Source organism: Amycolatopsis sp. NPDC000009, from assembly GCF_055563465.1.
On the sequence record NZ_JBVHDI010000001.1, the window covers coordinates 118320 to 137101 of the forward strand.

At 68.4% G+C, this 18782-nt stretch carries 18 protein-coding genes; 7 read left to right on the forward strand and 11 right to left on the reverse strand.

The window, feature by feature from the left end:
• The first annotated feature begins 32 nt into the window (after window positions 1-32).
• The 7 genes from ACZ3HL_RS00610 (at window position 33) to ACZ3HL_RS00640 (ending at window position 8321) form a co-directional block, all read left to right on the forward strand.
• The gene (locus tag ACZ3HL_RS00610) at window positions 33-1184 is read left to right on the forward strand and encodes a PLP-dependent cysteine synthase family protein (protein ID WP_465527792.1); all 1152 of its coding nucleotides are present in this window, start codon (window positions 33-35) and stop codon (window positions 1182-1184) included.
• A gap of 50 nt (window positions 1185-1234) precedes the next feature.
• Window positions 1235-2431 carry an MDR family MFS transporter gene (locus ACZ3HL_RS00615; RefSeq protein ID WP_465529063.1) on the forward strand — a complete coding sequence of 399 codons (1197 nt, stop codon included), beginning with the start codon at window positions 1235-1237 and terminating at the stop codon, window positions 2429-2431.
• Between the two features lie 417 nt (window positions 2432-2848).
• A complete protein-coding gene (locus ACZ3HL_RS00620; RefSeq protein WP_465527794.1) occupies window positions 2849-3130 on the forward strand; it encodes a metal-sensitive transcriptional regulator in 282 nt (93 codons plus the stop codon).
• Window positions 3131-3158: 28 nt separating this feature from the next.
• Window positions 3159-3365 (forward strand): heavy-metal-associated domain-containing protein, encoded by a 207-nt coding sequence (locus tag ACZ3HL_RS00625; RefSeq protein ID WP_465527796.1) that lies wholly within the window; start codon window positions 3159-3161, stop codon window positions 3363-3365.
• Window positions 3366-3409: 44 nt separating this feature from the next.
• Complete coding sequence (locus ACZ3HL_RS00630; RefSeq protein ID WP_465527798.1) at window positions 3410-4360, forward strand: hypothetical protein; 951 nt, start codon at window positions 3410-3412, stop codon at window positions 4358-4360.
• A gap of 58 nt (window positions 4361-4418) precedes the next feature.
• The gene (locus ACZ3HL_RS00635; RefSeq protein ID WP_465527800.1) at window positions 4419-6689 is read left to right on the forward strand and encodes a heavy metal translocating P-type ATPase; all 2271 of its coding nucleotides are present in this window, start codon (window positions 4419-4421) and stop codon (window positions 6687-6689) included.
• A 198-nt stretch (window positions 6690-6887) separates the two neighbouring features.
• Complete coding sequence (locus tag ACZ3HL_RS00640) at window positions 6888-8321, forward strand: MFS transporter (RefSeq protein WP_465527802.1); 1434 nt, start codon at window positions 6888-6890, stop codon at window positions 8319-8321.
• 65 nt (window positions 8322-8386) lie between these two features.
• Here the strand turns inward: ACZ3HL_RS00640 and ACZ3HL_RS00645 are convergent, their stop codons facing one another.
• The 11 genes from ACZ3HL_RS00645 to ACZ3HL_RS00695 all read right to left on the reverse strand — a co-directional run bounded on the left by ACZ3HL_RS00645 (window position 8387) and on the right by ACZ3HL_RS00695 (window position 18739).
• Window positions 8387-8794: a four-helix bundle copper-binding protein gene (locus tag ACZ3HL_RS00645; protein ID WP_465527804.1), complete on the reverse strand. Its 408-nt coding sequence runs from the start codon at window positions 8792-8794 to the stop codon at window positions 8387-8389.
• Between the two features lie 128 nt (window positions 8795-8922).
• The gene (locus ACZ3HL_RS00650; RefSeq protein ID WP_465527806.1) at window positions 8923-10347 is read right to left on the reverse strand and encodes an NADH-quinone oxidoreductase subunit N; all 1425 of its coding nucleotides are present in this window, start codon (window positions 10345-10347) and stop codon (window positions 8923-8925) included.
• A 7-nt stretch (window positions 10348-10354) separates the two neighbouring features.
• On the reverse strand, window positions 10355-11845 hold the full coding sequence (locus ACZ3HL_RS00655) for a complex I subunit 4 family protein (protein WP_465527808.1): 1491 nt from the start codon (window positions 11843-11845) through the stop codon (window positions 10355-10357).
• A 3-nt stretch (window positions 11846-11848) separates the two neighbouring features.
• A complete protein-coding gene (locus tag ACZ3HL_RS00660; RefSeq protein ID WP_465527810.1) occupies window positions 11849-13681 on the reverse strand; it encodes an NADH-quinone oxidoreductase subunit 5 family protein in 1833 nt (610 codons plus the stop codon).
• 5 nt (window positions 13682-13686) lie between these two features.
• The gene (gene nuoK, locus ACZ3HL_RS00665; RefSeq protein WP_465527812.1) at window positions 13687-13992 is read right to left on the reverse strand and encodes an NADH-quinone oxidoreductase subunit NuoK; all 306 of its coding nucleotides are present in this window, start codon (window positions 13990-13992) and stop codon (window positions 13687-13689) included.
• Window positions 13989-14552, reverse strand: a complete 564-nt coding sequence (locus ACZ3HL_RS00670) for an NADH-quinone oxidoreductase subunit J family protein (protein WP_465529065.1) — start codon at window positions 14550-14552, stop codon at window positions 13989-13991. The genes nuoK and ACZ3HL_RS00670 overlap by 4 nt, the downstream gene beginning before the upstream one ends.
• A 16-nt stretch (window positions 14553-14568) precedes the next feature.
• Complete coding sequence (locus ACZ3HL_RS00675; RefSeq protein WP_465527814.1) at window positions 14569-15495, reverse strand: complex I subunit 1 family protein; 927 nt, start codon at window positions 15493-15495, stop codon at window positions 14569-14571.
• Window positions 15488-16651 carry a hypothetical protein gene (locus ACZ3HL_RS00680; protein WP_465527816.1) on the reverse strand — a complete coding sequence of 388 codons (1164 nt, stop codon included), beginning with the start codon at window positions 16649-16651 and terminating at the stop codon, window positions 15488-15490. The genes ACZ3HL_RS00675 and ACZ3HL_RS00680 overlap by 8 nt, the downstream gene beginning before the upstream one ends.
• Entirely contained in the window at window positions 16642-16989 is a 348-nt protein-coding gene (locus tag ACZ3HL_RS00685; protein WP_465527818.1) for an NADH-quinone oxidoreductase subunit A, read from the reverse strand. Before ACZ3HL_RS00685 ends, ACZ3HL_RS00680 begins: the two co-directional genes overlap by 10 nt.
• 134 nt (window positions 16990-17123) lie before the next feature.
• Window positions 17124-17486 carry a BlaI/MecI/CopY family transcriptional regulator gene (locus ACZ3HL_RS00690; RefSeq protein ID WP_465527820.1) on the reverse strand — a complete coding sequence of 121 codons (363 nt, stop codon included), beginning with the start codon at window positions 17484-17486 and terminating at the stop codon, window positions 17124-17126.
• A 41-nt stretch (window positions 17487-17527) separates the two neighbouring features.
• Window positions 17528-18739, reverse strand: a complete 1212-nt coding sequence (locus ACZ3HL_RS00695) for an FAD-dependent monooxygenase (RefSeq protein WP_465527822.1) — start codon at window positions 18737-18739, stop codon at window positions 17528-17530.
• Window positions 18740-18782 lie beyond the last annotated feature (43 nt).

Below are 18782 nucleotides of genomic sequence, written 5' to 3' on the forward strand. Positions count from 1 at the left end.
TTCGCGTACACACCACAGAAAGACAATCGTTGATGAGCGTATTGCTGCCTTCTGATCGGTCGCGCACCGCGTCGATCACGCCGTCCCGACTGCTCAGCACGGCTGCTCGCTGCGTGTCACCCGCACTCGCCGTCGGCAACACCCCGGTGTTGTGGATCGACCAGCAGCTGACCGATTCAGGAAAAGGGTTCTGGGCCAAGCTCGAAGGGTTCAATCCCGGTGGGATGAAAGACCGGCCCGCGCTGCACATGGTGGGCGAGGCCAAAGCGCGTGGCGACCTCGAGGACGGCGCCACGATCGTCGAATCGACCAGCGGCACGTTGGGGCTGGGCCTCGCCCTGGCCGGTATCGTCCACGGCCACCCGGTCACCCTCGTCACGGACCCGGGGATGGAACCCATCGTCCGGCGCATGCTGACCGCTCACGGAACCCGGGTCGAGCTCGTCGCCGAACCGCATCCGACCGGAGGCTGGCAGCAGGCCCGGCGCGACCGCGTCCAGCAGTTGCTCGACGAGGAGACCGGTGCCTGGTGCCCGGATCAGTACAACAACCCGGACAACGTCGCCGCCTACGCCTCGCTGGCCGACGAACTCGCCGCCCAACTCGGCCGCGTCGACATTCTCGTGTGCTCGGTCGGCACCGGCGGGCATTCCGCGGGCACCTTCCGGAATCTCCAGCGCTACTTCCCGCACCTGCGGTTGATCGGCGTGGACACGATCGGGTCGACGATCTTCGGGCAGCCTGCCACTTCACGGCTGATGCGCGGGCTCGGGTCGAGCATTCATCCGCGCAACGTCGACTACGACGCGTTCGACGAGGTCCATTGGGTCGCCCCGGCCGAGGCGGTCTGGACCTGCCGTCGGCTCGCCGCCGCCCAGTACGCCACCGGCGGGTGGAGCGTGGGTGCCGTCGCGCTCGTCGCCGCCTGGATGGCTCGCACGCAGGACCCGGACGTCCGCATCGCGGCGATCTTCCCGGACGGCCCACAGCGCTACTTCGACACCGTCTACAACGACGAGTACTGCCTGGAACACGGGCTGCTCGACGTCGCGCCCCCGCCGGAGCCTGAGGTCATTTCCCACCCGGGCGAGAAGGTCGTCGAACGCTGGACCCGGTGCCGCACCGTGGCCGATCCCACCACGGAAGCGCTCGCTTCCCCTGCCTTGGCGGGGTCTGCGCGGTGACCCAGCTTCTCCAGAAGTTCCGGTCCTTCGACCGGCCGAGCAAGTTGTTGATGGTCAATCAGTTCACCATCAACGTCGGCTTCTACATGCTGATGCCGTACCTCGCCGGGTATCTGTCGGGGCCGCTCGGACTCGCGGGCTGGGCCGTCGGTCTGGTGCTGGGCGTCCGCAACTTCTCCCAGCAGGGCATGTTCCTGGTGGGGGGAACGCTGGCGGACCGGTTCGGGTACAAGCCGTTGATCGTGGCGGGCTGTGTCCTGCGGACGGCGGGGTTCGCGCTGTTGAGCGTGACGTCGTCCTTGCCGACGCTGATCATCGCTTCCGCGGCTACCGGTTTCGCCGGAGCATTGTTCAACCCGGCGGTGCGCGCGTATCTGGCGGCCGACGCGGGCGAACGCAGGCTCGAAGCGTTCTCCGTGTTCAATGTGTTCTACCAAGGCGGAATCCTTGCCGGTCCGGTGGTCGGCCTGGCCTTGACCGCGGTGGACTTCCGGATGACCTGTCTGGTCGCCGCCGCGGTCTTCGGCGTTCTGACCGTGGTCCAGGTCCGCGCGCTGCCGAAGCATGAGGCCGTGGACGCGAAGCCGGAGAAAAGGACCTCTGTGCTGGCCGAGTGGCGTGCTGTCGCCGCGAACCGTACCTTCGTGCTCTTCGCCCTCGTGATGATCGGGTCCTACGTGCTGTCCTTCCAGACGTACCTGGCTCTTCCGATGGAGGCGCGACGGATCGCGGGGTCCGAGACGGCGAGCACGGCCCTGATCGCCGGGCTGTTCGTCGTCTCCGGTGGGCTGGCGATCGCCGGTCAGCTGAAGATCACCGCGTGGTTCCGGAACCGGTGGTCGCCGGGCACCTGCCTGGCGGTCGGGATGGCGCTCATGGCGGCGGCGTTCGTCGCGCCGCTGGTCGTCGCTCGTTTCGGGCCCGTCACGGCGGGGATCGGGTTGCTGATTTCGGCAGGCTTGCTGGCCGTGGGCACGGTCGCCATCTTCCCCTTCGAGATGGACACCGTCGTGCGGTTGTCCGGTGACAGGCTGGTCGCCACGCACTACGGCTTCTACAACACGATCGTCGGAGTGGGGATCCTGCTGGGCAACTTCTTCACCGGAAGTGTCTTCGACCTGGCTCGGCGAGCGGGTTGGCCGGAGATTCCGTGGCTGGGCTTGACCGTGCTCGGGGTCGTCTGCGCGATCGGCCTACGCCGGCTCGACCGGAGCCGGAGGCTGAGTGGCGAGCTGGTGCCCGCGTAAGTGAGTGGTGGGCGCGGGCCGAGCCCGCGCCCACCCATCCCGCGCCGGTCAAGGGGGAGGGTCCGGTGCAGGACGCGGCACACGCAGTGCCGATCGCAATACTATAGGCCGTCGTAGCTGGTCGCGCGCGGTCGCCGGCTTCGGGACGTGAGCACAAAAGGGCGAGATGGAGCACTCGACGTGAAATCTACTACCCTAGGTAGTACTGCGCGTCGCAGGTCGTATCGCCTTGCGACTCTGCATACCCCGCCCGGGTAGCTTGCCTTGGCGGCCCCCTGTGACGGCCGCCACGGGCTTGGATACCCCTCAGGGGTAGACACGGGTACCCCCCATGGGTATAAATAGTGACAAGAGCGCACCGTTCCCCCGGCCGAAGGGGCCGGCCGCGCGGTGAGCCGGAGTCACGGGAGGAAGACGATGCACGGGTACGCGGACAACAAGGAAGCGCACCTGCGTCGCCTGCGCCGGATCGAAGGACAGATCCGCGGGCTGCAGCGCATGGTCGAGGAAGACAAGTACTGCATCGACGTGCTGACGCAGATCTCGGCGGCGACGCGGGCTCTCCAGGCCGTCTCGCTGTCGTTGGTCGACGAGCACCTGCAGCACTGCGTGCGCCATGCGATCGCGGAGGGCGGCGCGGACACCGACGAGAAGATCCGCGAAGCCAGCGACGCGATCGCCCGGCTCGTGCGTTCCTGAAAACACCAACCCAGAGAAGGAGAGAACGATGGCTGAAACCGTGTACACCGTCGAGGGAATGACCTGCAGCCACTGCGTGATGTCCGTGACCGAAGAGGTCAGCGGGATCGCGGGCGTGCAGAAGGTGGACGTCGACCTGCCCACGGGAAAGGTCACCGTCACCAGTGAAGAGCCGCTTCCCGACGAGAAGGTCCGTGAAGCGGTCACAGAAGCTGGCTACCAGCTCGTCGGCTGACCGCGACTCCAACGATCCAGCACCGGCTTTTCAGGGAGAGTGACATGAGGACAGCCACGAAGATGTCCGCGTACGGGCTCACGTTGGCCCTGGTCTTCGGCGCGGCCTGGACGGCCGGTGCCGCGGTCGGGCCGTCCGGTGAACCCGCTTCGCCAATCGGCGCCGAGCAGATGGCCATGCCGGACAAGGGAACTTCCGCCGATCCGGCGAGTACGAAGGTTCCGGGCCTGGCGGCCGAGGACAACGGCTACCGCCTGGAACCCTTGCGTACCAAGGTGGCCATCGGCGACGCGCAACCGTTCCAGTTCCGGATCGTGGGCCGCGACGGGGCACCGATCACCTCGTTCGAGGTGGAGCACGAGAAGCGGCTGCATTTCATCGTCGTACGGCGGGACGGCTCGGGGTATCAGCACCTGCACCCCGAGATGGCACCGGACGGCACTTGGAGCACGCCGTTGAGGCTGGCGACCGCGGGCAGCTACCGCGTCTTCGCCGACATCAAACCCACGGGCGGCGTGGCCACCACGCTCGGCACCGACATCCAGACCGCCGGCCAGTACGAGCCGGTCGAGTATCCGGTCTCCCGTACGGCCACAGTGGATGGTTACGAGGTCCGGCTGGATGGCGTGCTCAAGGCGGGTGCTGAATCTTCGGTGACCGCGACGGTCGTCAAGAACGGTCAGCCGGTCTCGAATCTCCAGCCCTACCTCGGCGCGTACGGCCACCTGGTCGCGCTGCGTGCCACCGACCTCGGGTACTTGCACGTCCATCCGACCGGGACACCGGGTGACGGGAAGACGAAGGCCGGTCCGGACATCGGGTTCGCCGTCGAGGTCCCCAGTGCCGGTCGCTACCGGTTGTTCCTCGACTTCCAGCACGAGGGCAAGGTGCGGACCGCCGAGTTCAGCCTCGACACCGACGGCACGGCGGCCCCGGCCGCGCCGGCTCCCGTTCCGACGTCCGCCGCGGACGACGGTCACGGCGGACACGGCTGAACACCCGAGAAGTACAGCGATTCTTTTCCCACCCGCACAACAGCGAAGGAGGCGCGGGATGAGTTCTCCAACCCAAGACATCCAGCCTGACGCTCTGCAGCAGGTCGAGCTGTCCATCGGTGGCATGACGTGCGCCTCCTGCGCCGCTCGGATCGAGCGGAAGCTGAACAAGGTCGACGGCGTCTCCGCGACGGTCAACTACGCCACCGAGAAGGCCAAGGTCAGCTTCCCGGCGGGCCTCACCCCCGAGGAACTGGTCAAGGTCGTCGAAGAGACGGGCTACACGGCGGCCGTCCCGGCCCCGAAGAAGGCGGAGCCCGGTGAGTCGGCAACGCCGGAGCAGGACGATCCGACAAGGTCGTTGCGGCAGCGGCTGATCACCTCGACAGTGCTCACCGTCCCGGTGATCGCGCTGGCCATGGTGCCCGCTCTGCAGTTCACCTACTGGCAGTGGCTTTCGCTGGCGCTGGCGGGCCCGGTCATGGTCTGGGGCGCGTGGCCATTCCACAAAGCGGCGTGGACGAACCTGCGGCATGGCGCGGCCACCATGGACACGCTGATCTCGCTCGGTGTCGTGGCCGCGTTCCTGTGGTCGCTGTACGCGCTCTTCTTCGGTACCGCCGGGGTGCCGGGGATGCAGCACGGGTTCGAGTTCACCGTCGAGCGGATGGCCGGGGACGGCAACATCTACCTCGAGGTCGCGGCGGGTGTCACGACCTTCATCCTCGCCGGGCGCTACTTCGAGGCCCGATCCAAGCGGCGTTCCGGCGCGGCGCTCCGTGCGCTGCTGGAACTGGGCGCGAAAGAGGTCGCCGTCCTGCGGGACGGCCGTGAAGTCCGGATCAGCGTGGACGATCTCCAGGTGGGGGACGAATTCGTCGTCCGGCCGGGGGAGAAGATCGCGACCGACGGCGTCATCACCGAGGGCAGTTCCGCGGTCGACGCGAGCATGCTGACCGGGGAGTCCGTGCCGGTCGAGGTCCGGCCCGGTGACACGGTCGTCGGCGCCACGGTCAATGCCGGCGGACGGCTGGTCGTCCGCGCCACCCGCGTCGGCTCGGACACGCAGCTCGCGCAGATGGCACGGCTGGTCGAGGACGCGCAGAACGGCAAGGCCGCGGTGCAGCGCCTCGCCGATCGGGTGTCGGCGATCTTCGTCCCGATCGTCATCGCCCTCGCCCTGGCGACGCTCGGATTCTGGCTGGGCGCCGGGAACGGTGCGGCGGCGGCGTTCACCGCCGCGGTCGCGGTCCTGATCATCGCCTGCCCGTGCGCCCTCGGCCTGGCGACGCCGACCGCGTTGCTGGTCGGGACCGGACGCGGAGCCCAGCTCGGAATCCTGATCAAGGGCCCGGAAGTGCTGGAATCCACCCGCAAGGTCGACACCGTCGTGCTGGACAAGACCGGCACTGTCACCACCGGCCGGATGAGCCTGATCGACATCCACGTCGCCGAAGGCACCGACGAGATCGAAGCCTTGCTGCTCGCCGGAGCGCTGGAGCACGCGTCGGAACACCCGATCGCCAAGGCCATCGCCACCGGCGCGGCAGAACGTGCGGGAGAGCTACCGCAGGTCGAGGACTTCCGGAACGAGGAAGGCCTTGGTGTGCAAGGGATCGTGGACGGCAAAGCCGTGCTGGTGGGCCGCACCGCGTTGCTGGAGCAGTGGAGTGTCCACCTCGACGACGAGCTGGCCAAAGCCAAACTCGAGGCCGAGCAGCAGGGCCGGACCGCGGTCGCCGTGGCCTGGGACGGGAAAGCCCGTGCCGTTCTCGTCGTCGCCGACACGGTGAAGCCGACGTCGGCCGAGGCCATCCGGGAACTGCGGGCGCTCGGGTTGCGGCCGGTCCTGCTGACCGGTGACAACGAGGACGCCGCTCGCGCGGTCGCCGCCGAGGTGGGGATCGACGAGGTGATCGCCGAAGTCCTGCCGAAGGACAAGGTGGACGTCATCACCAAGCTGCAGTCCGAAGGCCGGGTGGTCGCCATGATCGGTGACGGCGTCAACGACGCGGCGGCCCTGGCGCAGGCGGATCTCGGCCTCGCCATGGGCACCGGCACCGACGTCGCGATCGAAGCCAGCGACCTCACGCTGGTGCGAGGTGACCTCCGAGCGGCGGTCGACGCGATCCGGCTGTCGCGGCGGACCTTGAGCACCATCAAGGGAAACCTGTTCTGGGCGTTCGCCTACAACGTGGCAGCCCTGCCACTGGCCGCCCTCGGGCTGCTGAACCCGATGATCGCGGGAGCGGCGATGGCCTTCTCGTCGGTGTTCGTCGTCAGCAACAGCCTGCGGCTCCGCCGGTTCCGGAGCGGAATCCAGGCATAGCAAGAAAGCCCCGCACAGGGCGGACGTGGTCGTGACCACGTCCGCCCTTGTCGTCTCCGGGGCGAAAGTAGTCGAGCCAGCATTGTGACCGCCTTCACTCATATACCCCCCTAGGGTAGTTGCGGACGCGTTGCCCTGAGGTCTATGGTCGCTTCAGGCAATACCCCCTAGGGGTAACTGGGAAAGTGAGAGGTCGTCATGACGGAGACAAGTGCGGACCCCCGCCGGTGGTGGGGTCTGGGGCTGATCGCCCTGGCGCAGTTCATGGTCATCATGGACACGTCGATCATCGGGGTCGCGCTGCCGAAGATGCAGAGCGATCTCGGCTTCACTTCGGGAAATCTGTCTTGGGTCTTCAACGCCTACGTGGTCGCGCTGGGCGGTTTGCTGCTGCTCGGCGGTCGGCTGTCCGACCTGTTCGGGGCGCGCCGGATGTTCACGGCCGGCTGGGTGATCACCCTGGTCGGGTCGGTCGTCGCCGCGGTCGCGGGAACGGCATGGGTCGAGCTGGCCGGCCGCGTTTTGCAGGGCGGGGGAGCGGCTTTGATCGCGCCGTCGGCCTTGACGCTGCTGATGATGCTGTTCGGTAACCGTCCGCAGGAGCTGCCGAAGGCGCTGGCGCTCTACGGGGCCGCGGCTCCCGCCGGCGGCACGGCCGGGGTGTTCCTGGGCGGCGTGATCACCGAATGGCTGTCCTGGCCGTGGATCTTCTGGCTGTACGTGCCGATCTCGCTGCTCGCGATCGTCGCCACCGCGCGGCTGATGCCGTCGGCTCCGGCACGGCGCGGTTCGGTGGACGTCGCCGGCGCGGTGGCGGTGACGGCGGGCCTGGCGCTGGCCGTGTTCGCGGTGGTCCGGGCGCCCGAGACCGGGTGGGGCTCGGCCTCGACGTGGATCCCGCTCGCCGGCGCGGTGGCACTGCTGGCCGTGTTCGTGGGCATCCAGCGGGCCCGGAAGGTGCCGCTGGTCCGGCTGGGCATCTTCCGCACGCCGAACCTCGGCGGGGCGAACCTCGCCCAGTTCCTGCTCGGCGCGGCGTGGATCCCGATGTGGTACTTCCTCAACCTGTACCTGCAGCAGGTCCTCGGATACGGCGCCTTCGCCAGCGGCGCGGCGCTGCTGCCGATGACCGTGCTGATCGTGGTCCTGATGGTGGCGGTCGCACCGCGGCTGATCGCGCGATTCGGGTTCAAGACGATGATCTTCGGCGGTCTCGTCGCCTTGGCGGCGGGCCTCGTGTGGCTGTCCTTCGTCAGCCCGACGGGGAACTTCGTCGTCGATGTACTGCCCGCGTCGCTGGTGGCCGCGCTCGGACAGGCGCTCGCGTTCATCCCGTCGCTCGGCACCGCGATCTCCAGCGCGCGACCCGAGGAAGGCGGTCTCGCGGCAGGCATCGTCAACACCTCGTACCAGGTCGGCTCGGCGCTCGGCCTCGCCGCGATGACCGCGGTCGGCATCTCGTTCGGCGCAGGCGCGATCGGAAACCCAATCGCCCTGACCGACGGGTTCTCGGCAGCGTTCCTCGGCGCCGCGGGCATCGCGGTGGTCGGCGCCCTGCTCGCGCTGGTCACACTTCGGCAGCCGGCCAAGACACCGGCGGAGAAGGGGCAGGACGCGGCGGCGGTGGGGTGACCCCCTGTACCACGACAGGGCCGATGATCGAGCCGAAGCGCTCGACCACCGGCCCTGTCGGGTATTCAGCCCAGTGAAGACCGCAGGTCACGGCAGGCCTGTTCGCAACGCCGGCAGGTCTCCGCGCAGATGCGGCAGTGCTCGTGATGCTCCGCGTGACGTGCGCATTCGTCTCCACAGGCTTTGCAGGCCATCTCACAGGCCTCGAGCAACGCTTTGGTCAGATTCGCGTCGTAGCCGGTATGCCGGGACAGTACGTTCCCCGTGGTGGAGCAGATTTCCGCACAATCGAGGTTGGTGCGGATGCATTTCGTCAGCTCCGCCACCATGTCCTCGCTCAGACAGGCGTCCGCGCAGGCGGTACAGGTTTGCGCACAGGTGAAGCACTCGTCGATGCAGCGAGCCAGCTTGCCTCGATCCACCTGGCCGAGATCGGCCGGATAGGTCTCGAGCATCTCCGCGGACTGGGTCATGTCTCCTCCTCGCGGTGGTCGGGTCAGGTGATCTCCCTGCGCATACCCACCCTGGCCGGAAGGAAACCGCGTCCACCCCACGAGGTGCCGTATCTGCGATCCGTCTTAGTTGGACAACCGCGGAGTCGTCACATCGAGGTGAGGCCGCCGCCGAGTGCTGCGAGCACCAGGCCTGACACCGGCCCGAGCAGCAAGGACAGTGCGGCGGCCGTGTACGCGGTGGACGCGGCCCACCGCTCGGGTGTCAAATCGCCCAGATCGTCTTCGCCGCGCCGGAAGGCAGGCGCGATCCAGCGCAGGTAATAGAACAGGCTGGCCACGGTGTTGATCGCGGCGAGGACGAGCAGCCAGCCGAAGCCGCCGTCGAGGGCGGCGGTGAAGATGGTCAGCTTTCCGAAGAAGACGGCTGTCGGCGGGGTGCCGACCAAGCCGAGCAGGCAGACGACGAGGCTGAAGGCGAGGGCGGGCCGTCGGCCGATGAGCCCGCGATAGCCGGTGAGCGTGGTAATGGCGGGCAGGGCGCACACGACGGCGAACGCGCCGAGGTTCGTGATGGCGTAAGCCCCCAGGTAGAACAACAGACTCGGCAGGGCGAGATCGGCGCGGGTGGCCACCGCGACCGCCATCAGCAGATAGCCGACCTGGCTGATCGTCGAGTAGGCCAGCAGGCGGCGGACGTTGGTTTGGAAGAACGCGGCCAGATTGCCGAGGGTCATGCTCGCCGCCGCGATGATGCCGATCAGCAGCGGCCAGTCGACCGTGGTCGCGGGCAAGGCCTCGGACACCAGCCGGTAGGTGGCGGCCACAGCGCCGATCTTGGGCACCGTGGTGAGGAAAGCGGCGACGGGTGGGCGCGAACCTTCGGTCACGTCGGGGACCCAGAAGTGCGCGGGGACCGCGCCGATCTTGAACAGCAGTCCGGCGAGGGTGGCGACCGCGCCGATGGCGACGGCGGCGGCGGGCGCGTTCATCAGCCCTTCGCGGAGTTCGGGATAGCGGGTGGCGCCGCCTACGCCGAGCAGGACCGTGATCCCGGCCAGCGTCACGACTCCGAGCAGGGCGCCGAGCAGGTAGTACTTCAGGGCGGCTTCGGTGCCCTGGTCGTCCTTGCCGAATCCCGCCAGCGCGTAGAGCGGGATGCTCGCGAGCAGGTAGCCCGCGAAGAGCAGCATCAGGTCGTTGGCGCCGGTGAGGACGATCGTGCCCAGTGCGCCGAGCAGGAGGAGGACGTAGAACTCGCTCTCGCGCCGGTGTCCGGCGATCTCGCCGGTGCTCAGGCCGATGGTCAGCAGAATCGACACGAGGATGATGAACCGGACCGCGTGTGTGGCGACGTCGAGGGCATACGTGCCGCCGAAAACCGTGCGGTCGGGCATCATCCAGGCGGACACTGTCGTCGCCAGCCCCGCGACGCAGGCAACGCCGGCGAGCGCTCGGGTAACCCATTGCCGCCTGCGTGGCAGGTGGCTGCCGAGGAGGAGGATCAGGACGGCGGCGACCGCGAGGATGATCTCGGGCAGCAGCGCGCTGGGGTCCTCGTTCATCATCTCCATCTCGGGTTCACCGGCCCACGAGGGTGACGACGGCGCGGGAGGCCGGTTCGACCAGGTCGAGGAAGAACCGGGGGAAGATGCCGAGAACGATGGCGGCGGCCATCAACGGGGCGATCGACAACGTCTCGTTGGCCCGGAGGTCCGCGACACCGTCGACCGGAGATTTGAACGTTCCCAGGAAGATGCGCTGGAAGGCCCGCAGGAACAAGGCCGCGGTGATGAGGATGCCGAGGAAGGCCAGCGCGGTGGACACGGGGACACCGCCGAGCGAGCCGGTGAAGATCTGGAACTCCGCGATGAAGCCGGAGAACCCGGGCAGGCCGAGGGAACCGAACGCGCCCAGTGCGACGAGGCCGGCGAACTTCGGTGCCGATCCGGCGAGCCCGCCGTAGCGATCCATCTCGTAGGTCCCGCCACGGTCGTGGAGAACGCCGGAGAGCAGGAACAAGGCGCCGGTGATCAGTCCGTGGCTGACCATCTGAGTCACCGCTCCGGTCACGGCGAGCTCGCGTGCTTGCGTCGCCGAATCCGCGACGACACCGGCGGCACCGACGGCGAGCACCACATAGCCCATGTGGTTGACCGACGTGTACGCGATCATTCGTTTGAAATCCTGCTGTGCCAAGGCGACCAAGGCGCCGTACAGCACGCTCACCACCCCGACGATCACGAAGACCATCGCGTAGCGGCGCCAGGCGTCCGGCAGCATGGGCATGGCGATCCGCACGAATCCGTAGGTGCCCATTTTCAGTAGTACGCCCGCGAGGATCGCCGAGCCCGCCGCCGGAGCCTCGGTATGCGCGGGCGGCAACCAGGTGTGAAACGGCACGGTCGGTGTCTTGATGGCGAAACCGATGCCCAGTGCGGCCAGCACTGCCGCGGCGGCGAATCCCTTGCCCGCCAACGGAGTCTGCCGGGCGAGCTCGATCATGTCGAAGGTGTGCGGTGTCGCCGACAGGTAGAGCCCGATGAAACCCAGCAACAAGGCGAGCGAGCCGAGGAAGGTGTAGAGGAAGAACTTGACCGCCGCGCGGGCGGCATCGCGATGTCCCCAGCCGGCGATCACGAAGTACATGCCCACAATGGACAGATCGAAGAAGACGAAGAACAGGATCAGGTCCAGCGCGACGAACAGGCCGAGACACACGGTCTGCAGGAACAGGAACAGCGAGGCATAGGACCGAAGCCGGTCACTGTCCCGGAAGGAATACACCGCGCAGGCCAGGAACAGCACCGCGCTCAGTGCCACCAGCGGCAGGCTGAGACCGTCGACGCCGATGTGATAGCCCGAGCTGACGCTGGGGATCCACCGCACGTTCGTCTCGTAGGCGAAGCCGGTCGGCGACGGAGCGAACCCGGCCCACAGCACCACGACGAGCGCGAGATCCACCGCGGCGGCGCCCACCCACGTCCAGCGGACTACCTGGTCGGATGCTCGCGGCACGGCCAGCAACGCCACCGCGACGGCCACCGGCAGGAACACGACGACGCTGAGCACGCCTCACCTCACGATCAGAAGAAGGGCAACGAGCACAGCCAGGGCGACGATGGCCTGCGCGTAGTACTGGTGCAGCTGGCCGGTCTGGGGGCGGCGGGCGGCGCGGCCCAGCGCCCGAGCCGACCTCGTGACAGCGCCGACGACGGATTCGACCGAGACCTCGACGCGGGCGTTGGCGACGCGGGACACGAACGCCCCGGACGCGGCCGCGACCCGCACACCGCCGTCCACGACCCGGTCGTCGAAGGCCGCGAGCGCGACCGCCAGACGTGTCGTGGGGCGGACCACCACCGACTGGGTCAGCCGTTGCAGCCAAAGCCAATCCACGAGCAGGCGATTCTCGCGGTTCGTCGTGCGACCGGCCGGCCACCGTGAGGCCGCGGCGACCGCCGCGACGGCCAGCAACCCGGACAGCGCCAGCTCCCACCACGACGCCGAGACCGGTTCGGTGACCCCCAGGAACCGCGCGAATTCCGTCGCGGGGCCGGGCAGCCCGCCCAGACCGAGCAGCGTCGCGGCCGCGGCGAGCAGGGGGAGAGGGAGCTGGGACAAGACGCTGACCCGGACGGCCGGCATCGGCTCAGGGTCCTTGAGCCAGACGACCACGAGCGCCCGTCCGACGTAGGCGCCGCTCACCGCGGCGGCCGCCAGACCGGCGATGTACAGAGGCACGGACGAGTGCAGGGAGGACGCGAGGACTGCGTCCTTGGTGACCCAGATGGACAGAGGCGGTATCCCGGCCAGGGCCAGTGCGCCGACGGTGAACGTGGTCCCGACGAGAGGATGCCTTCTTGCGGCGCCGCGCAAGTCACCGAGATCCTTGGTGCCCAAGGAGGTGAGCCAAGCCCCTGCGGCGAGGAAGAGCAGACTCTTGGTCGCCGCGTGGGCGATCAGTTGCCCGGTACCCGCGTCCACTCCGCCGGTCCCCGCGGCGACGACCATGAAGCCGATCTGCGAACAGGTCGACGCGGCCAGCAACTGCTTGAGATCACGCTGCACCAGCGCCACGGCGCCCAGCGCCAGCGCGGTGAGGACACCGATCCACGCGACAACGGGCCCGGCCCACCCGGAGGTGGTCAAGAGTGGATTCAGCCGAAGCAGCAGGTAGGCACCCGCTGCCACCATCGTCGCCGAATGCAGCAGCGCGGACACCGGACTGGGGCCCGCCATCGCCCGCGCCAGCCAGAAGCTGAACGGCAACTGGGCCGATTTCCCCAGTGCCGCCAGCACGATTCCGGCCGTGACCGCGTCCCGCCACCCTCCGGCCGCTGAGGGCAGACCGGCGAGTTCGAGCCCTTCGACCCCACCGGCGAGCGCGGCGCCCGCCGCCAGGTACAGCCCGAGATCCGCGGTCCGGGTGGTCAGGAAGGCCACCGACCCGGAACTCACCCGCTCGGTGTCTCGCCACCAGAACGCGATCAGCGCGTACGACGTCGCCCCCATGACCTCCCACGCCATGAGGAGCACGACCAAGCCGGTCGCGGTGACCGTCACCAGCATCGCGCCGGCGAAGACGAGCATCAGCCCGAAGAACCGCCCGCGCGCTTCCTCCGGGCCGAACTCGCCGGTCGCGAACACCACCACCGCCAGGAAGATCACGCAGACGGTCAGCACCATCACGGCCGACAACCCGTCGACCGTCAGCCCTGCCCGCAGGCTGTCGAGCAGGGGAGCCGACACCGAAGGCCGCACGACCGCGGTCGCGACGGCGAGTCCGAGCGTCAGGCCGGCGGCGCCGATCGCGACAGGCGCGGCGACGCGGTCCGCGGCCCGCCCGCACAGGAGCAGGACGGCGCCGACGACGACGGGCACACTCACCAGGAGCCAGAGCGTCATGCGCGTCAGCCCTTGAGATCCGCGGCTGAGTCGGTCAAGTCCGCGTCACGCCGCCGGAAGATGGCCGTGGTCACGGCGAAGCCGGCGGCCATCTCGACAGCCATGGCGGTGACGGCGACGAGCACGAGGACCTGACCGTCGGGGCGGTCGGGCGAGGTGAAGTACCAGAAGGCGCACGCGGCGACGATGACCCCGTTGACCATGAGCTCCAAGCCCATCATGAGCATCACGATCGACTGCTGGGACAGCGCGCCGTAGAGCCCGACACAGAACAGGGCGGACGCGAAGATCAGGAAGGCCTGCAGGGTCATCGGCGAAGACCTCCGCGCACCGGATCGTCGGGCTTGCGGGCGTCCAGTTCGTCGCCGTACCGGTCATAGCGGCCGCGGTTCGTGGCCAGGACGACGGTCGCGACCATCGTCGCGAACAGCGCCAGTCCGAGCACCATCATCACCAGCATCTTCGAACCCATCAGGGCTTCACCGAGAGCGCGGGTCGGGTCGGGAGGCGGCGCGCCGGATGCCGACGGCCAGGGGACCAGCAGGACTCCGGCCGTGAGCAGGACGAAGGTGCCCAGCGCGATCGCGAGCGAACCCTTTTGGTTGTGCACCATCGTCATCGGCATCAAACCCGCCGGATTCATCATGTACATCAGCATGAAGACCACCATGATGACCATCTCCATGATCATCATCAGGACGACCAGCACGCCGAGGTAGGTCAGGTTCAGCAGCACGATCGTGCCGGCGGCGAACACGAACGACGCCAGGAGCGCGAAGGTCGCCCGCGCCATCGAATCGACCCGGAACACCGCGACGCCGGTCAAGACCGCGCCGACGGCGCAAACCCAGAACAAGATTTGTTGCCACAGCACGTCAGAGCCTCCTTCACCGGGTGAGCAGCACTATCGAGACGACGAGCGCCTGCAGGAGCGTGAGCGGGATCAGCACGATCCAGGCGATCTCCTGGTACCTCGCCATGCGCAGCGCGGGCAGCCTGCGTCGCACCCAGAGCAAGAGGGCGAGGACGGCCGCGGTCTTGAGCAGCGACCACGACCACGACGGCAGCACAGGCCCCGCCCCGCCGCCGAGGAACAGCGGAACCGCGAACGCCGCGGCCGAGACCAGCAGCAGCCACCGGCCGGCGGCGAAGAGCAGACGGTCCACACCGGACAGTTCGGCCGTCACCCCACCCGCGATGTCCCGGCCCGCCGGCTGGTCGAACGGACCCCAGAAAGCCATCGCCAAGGCGGACGCCAAATACACGACGAAGGCGACCGGCATCCACACCGCGAACCACAGGGACTCCTGCGCCGCCACGATGTCGGAAACCCGCAGGGACTCCGCGCCGAGCGCGGCCGTGATCAGAGCGAACATGTGCGGGAGCTCGTACGCGAGCCCTTGCGCGATGAACCGATAGCCCCCGACCAGGCCGTAGGCCGAGTTCGCACCCCAGCCGACCAGCCAGACCGCGGCCCAGGCCACCGCCTCCATCGCGTTGAACCACACCACCCCGATGGAGAAGTCCGCGACGGTCCAGCCACCGAGCGGGGTCACCAGCGAGGCGAGCACCGAAGCCACGACCAGCAGCACCGCGCCACCGCGCCACAGCAGACGGTCCGCTGCCAGTGTGGTCCGTCGTTGCTGGACGAACAGACCCGCGGTTTCGCGCAGGGGAGTGGTCAAGGCCGGCATGGCAGGGAGGCCGTTGTCCCGCGCCGCGAGCACAGCCTGGGCGGACGCGGCCGCCAGCGCGAAGACGGCGAGGATCACGGGCAGCAGCAGGCCGCCCCACCAGGGGAGCACGTCAGCCATGGTGACTTCGCGCCCTCACCTGGTCGGTGTCCGGGTCGAGGCTGGCGATCACGAGCCGCGCGTCGGCGAACTCGAGACCGGTCACCAGCGCGGGCAACGCGTCGAGCACCGCCTCGGGCCTGGCGGGACGCCGCACCGTCGGGATGCCGCCCTTCGCGAGCTGCTCGAGATCCTGGTGGACACGGCTCAGCCAGTTGGCCAGGCGGTCCGCAGCGTCGCCGGCGAGGTCGGTGTCCACCCAGGACGGGCCGGACAGCGCACCGAGGTCGCGCAGGGACCACCGCAGCACCCTGGAGCCACCGACACGCCGCTTGAAGGCGGTGAACCGCCGGAGGACAGCCTGACCGTGGTCGCCGGACAGGATCTCGTCGCGGAGTCTCCGTGCCGTGGCGGCGGCATGATCCCAGCCCGCCACTGCCAGAAGCTTCGCGCTGCCGTCGAGCCCGCGGCCGCAGGAGCGACGGGCGGCTTCCGCCGGATCGACCGTGTCGTCGCTCCAGAAGGATTGCCCGGCCGGAGCAACCGCGGCGAGCAGTTCGACCCGCGCGTCTTGGACGATGTCGCCCTGCAGTTCCAGGTGGGCGATGAGTCCCGTGGGCCAGTGCGCGAGAACGGGCCCGACCGAGACGTGCAGGACGTCCAGCTTGAGGCCGTCCCGGTCAGGGGAGCGATCGGACATCGGGATACCGCCGGGCATCTCCATGCCGCTCATGTCATGCCCGCTGTGATCACCATGCCCTTCATGGCCGGAATGCTCGTCCGCTGACATATCGGGCATGTGGTGATGGTCGGCGGCAACGTCGTGACCGTCCATTGCGGACATGGCCGACGTCAGGATCCGCGTTCGCTGCAGCTCCAGGATTCGCAGCTCGTCCGCAGCGGCTCGGAGGATGGACCCCACGTCGTCGCCGGTGACGCGTGTCCGTGCCCGAGGTGCGGGGATCGACTCCCATACCGCTTCGGCGTACGGTTCGACCGCGGAACCGTCCGGGCCGGCCAAAACGAGCAGGTTCGCCGAGGCGGGGTTGTCGGCCGGGAGCCAGCCGTTGAGGCGTACCCGGCGTTCGACGGCCAGTCGGAGCGCGGTCGAGCCGGGAACGGTCACGATCAAGGGGCGGACGGGAGTATGGCGCAGCAGCCAATCGCTCAAGCCCATCGCAGCACGCCCTCACGTCGTGCGTACCAGACGCCCGCGAAGAGCAGGCCGAGGAACAGGAACATTTCGACCACGGCCGTGGTGCCGACCTGGGACACGACCAAGGTCCACGGGTACATGAAGACCATCTCCATGTCGAACGCGAGGAAGACCATGGTCAGCGTGTACCACCGCACGTGGAACCGGGACACCGCGTGCTCGACGGGCCGGTGGCCGGACAGGAACGGCGCCTGGTCGGAGGCAGGCGGACCGAGCCGGACAGCGCGAGCGAGGGCGTACGCGGTCAGCGCCAGGGCCGCCACAGTCGCCGTCACCACGAACACCGCGAGGGCGTTCATCGCGTACTTCGCTGTGCTCGCACCAGACCCTCCGATACTTCGCTACGAAGCAGCCTAGGAGCCTTGGTTGACGGGCGCCATCCGAAGCGCCTTGTGTCGCAGGCGCTATCCGCCGATCGTGGCGGTGGCCGCTGTCATCGATCGTCGTCCGGGTTGCCGAGGGCTTTACGCAGCGTCTCGCGTTCTTCGCCGGACGCCGCGTTGGCGAAGTGCAGCAGAGCGGCTTCGGGGTCGCCGGAGGCGTTCAACACCTCACGTAGTGCGCGCGCCGCGGCTTCTTCACGGCTGAGCGCGGCCACATAGAGGTAGGCCTTGCCTTCCAGTTCTCGGCGTGCCCAGCCCTTCCGGTGCAGTTTGTCCAGCACCGTCATCACGGTCGTGTAGGCGAGATCCTTGCCGGTATCGAGCCGCTTGAGCACATCACGGACTTTCGCGGGCGCTTCGCTTCGCCAGAGGACGTCCATGACGGCGCCCTCGAGTTCGCCGAGACCGAACATGACACCTCCTCGCCGTAGGTACGCTTGAGCGACTCACTCTACTACTTGACGTAGTGGCCTGCCCTGCTCGGCTTGGCCGAGCCCAAGGGTGGATTCCAGGAGAAGGCGGCGCCGGCCGCACCGACCACCAGTGGCGATGGCAGTGCCGAGGCAGCGGTGTCACGCAACCAGCCCAGGTAGCGGTTGCGAGTCTGCAGGAGGTGGCCGAGCCTGCCGGAGGTACGTGCCATCCGCTCCGTGCGTGGCCTTCGGACCTTGTCGTAGAGGCGCAGTCCGTCGTCGACACCGGCGTCCTTGATCGCGCTGGCGAGCGTCGCGGCGTCCTCGACCGCCAGGCAGGCGCCCTGGCCGATGTCGGGTGTGACCGCGTGAGCCGCATCGCCCAGCAAGGCCACGCGGCCGATGGTGAACTCTCGCAGGCGGTGCCGGAGGTAGTAGACGTCGTGGCGCAGTAAGGCGTTCTCGGGTGTGGCGGCGAAGAGTGCGGGGATGGGATCGTGCCAGTCCGCGAACCGTGCGGCGATCTTGTCGAGGTCGGCTTCGGGAGCGGAATGCTCCGGCAGATTCTCGCAAGCGAACCAGTAGACCTGACCGTCGTTGATCGTGGCGTGACCGAAACGGGCGCCGCGTCCCCATGTTTCCGACAGGACCGGCGGCACGGCCAGTGCTGTGGCCCTTTCTTCGGGCACGATGCCCCGCCAGACCGTGTATCCCGCGTACGTCGGCCCGGGATACTCGGGGAGCAGGGCTGAACGCAGCGGACTGTTGACGCCGTCGGCCGCGATGACCAGATCTGCCGTCTCCGACGCCATTCCGCTGGACGTCTTGAAGGTGACCGTGGCCGTACGGGAACCGGAGGTGACCGCTGTGGCGCGATGGCCGGTGTGGAGAGTGGCTGGATCGAACTTCGTCATGAGGAGCCGATGCAGTTCGGCGCGGTGCAGGGCGTAGAACGCGGCGCCGTAGCGGTTCTCGAAGCGGGAAGCGGGCACCGAGGTGATTCGTTTGCCTCCTCGGAGGCGTATCTCCAGCGCTTCCTGGCGCCGTCCGCGTGCGCGCAGGTCGTCTCCCAGCCCCAGGTGGTCCAGAGCCTTGACGGCGTTGGGCGCGATACCCACCCCGGCACCGACCGGCGCGATGGTGGGGGCTTGCTCGTAGATCTCCACCTGCCATCCGTCGCGTCGGAGGGCGTGGCCGGCCGTCAGACCGCCGATCCCCGCGCCGACGATGATCGCCTTTCGTGAACTCGCCATGGTCACTCCAGTTCAAACGGTCGTTTTAAACGTGCGTTTGAAT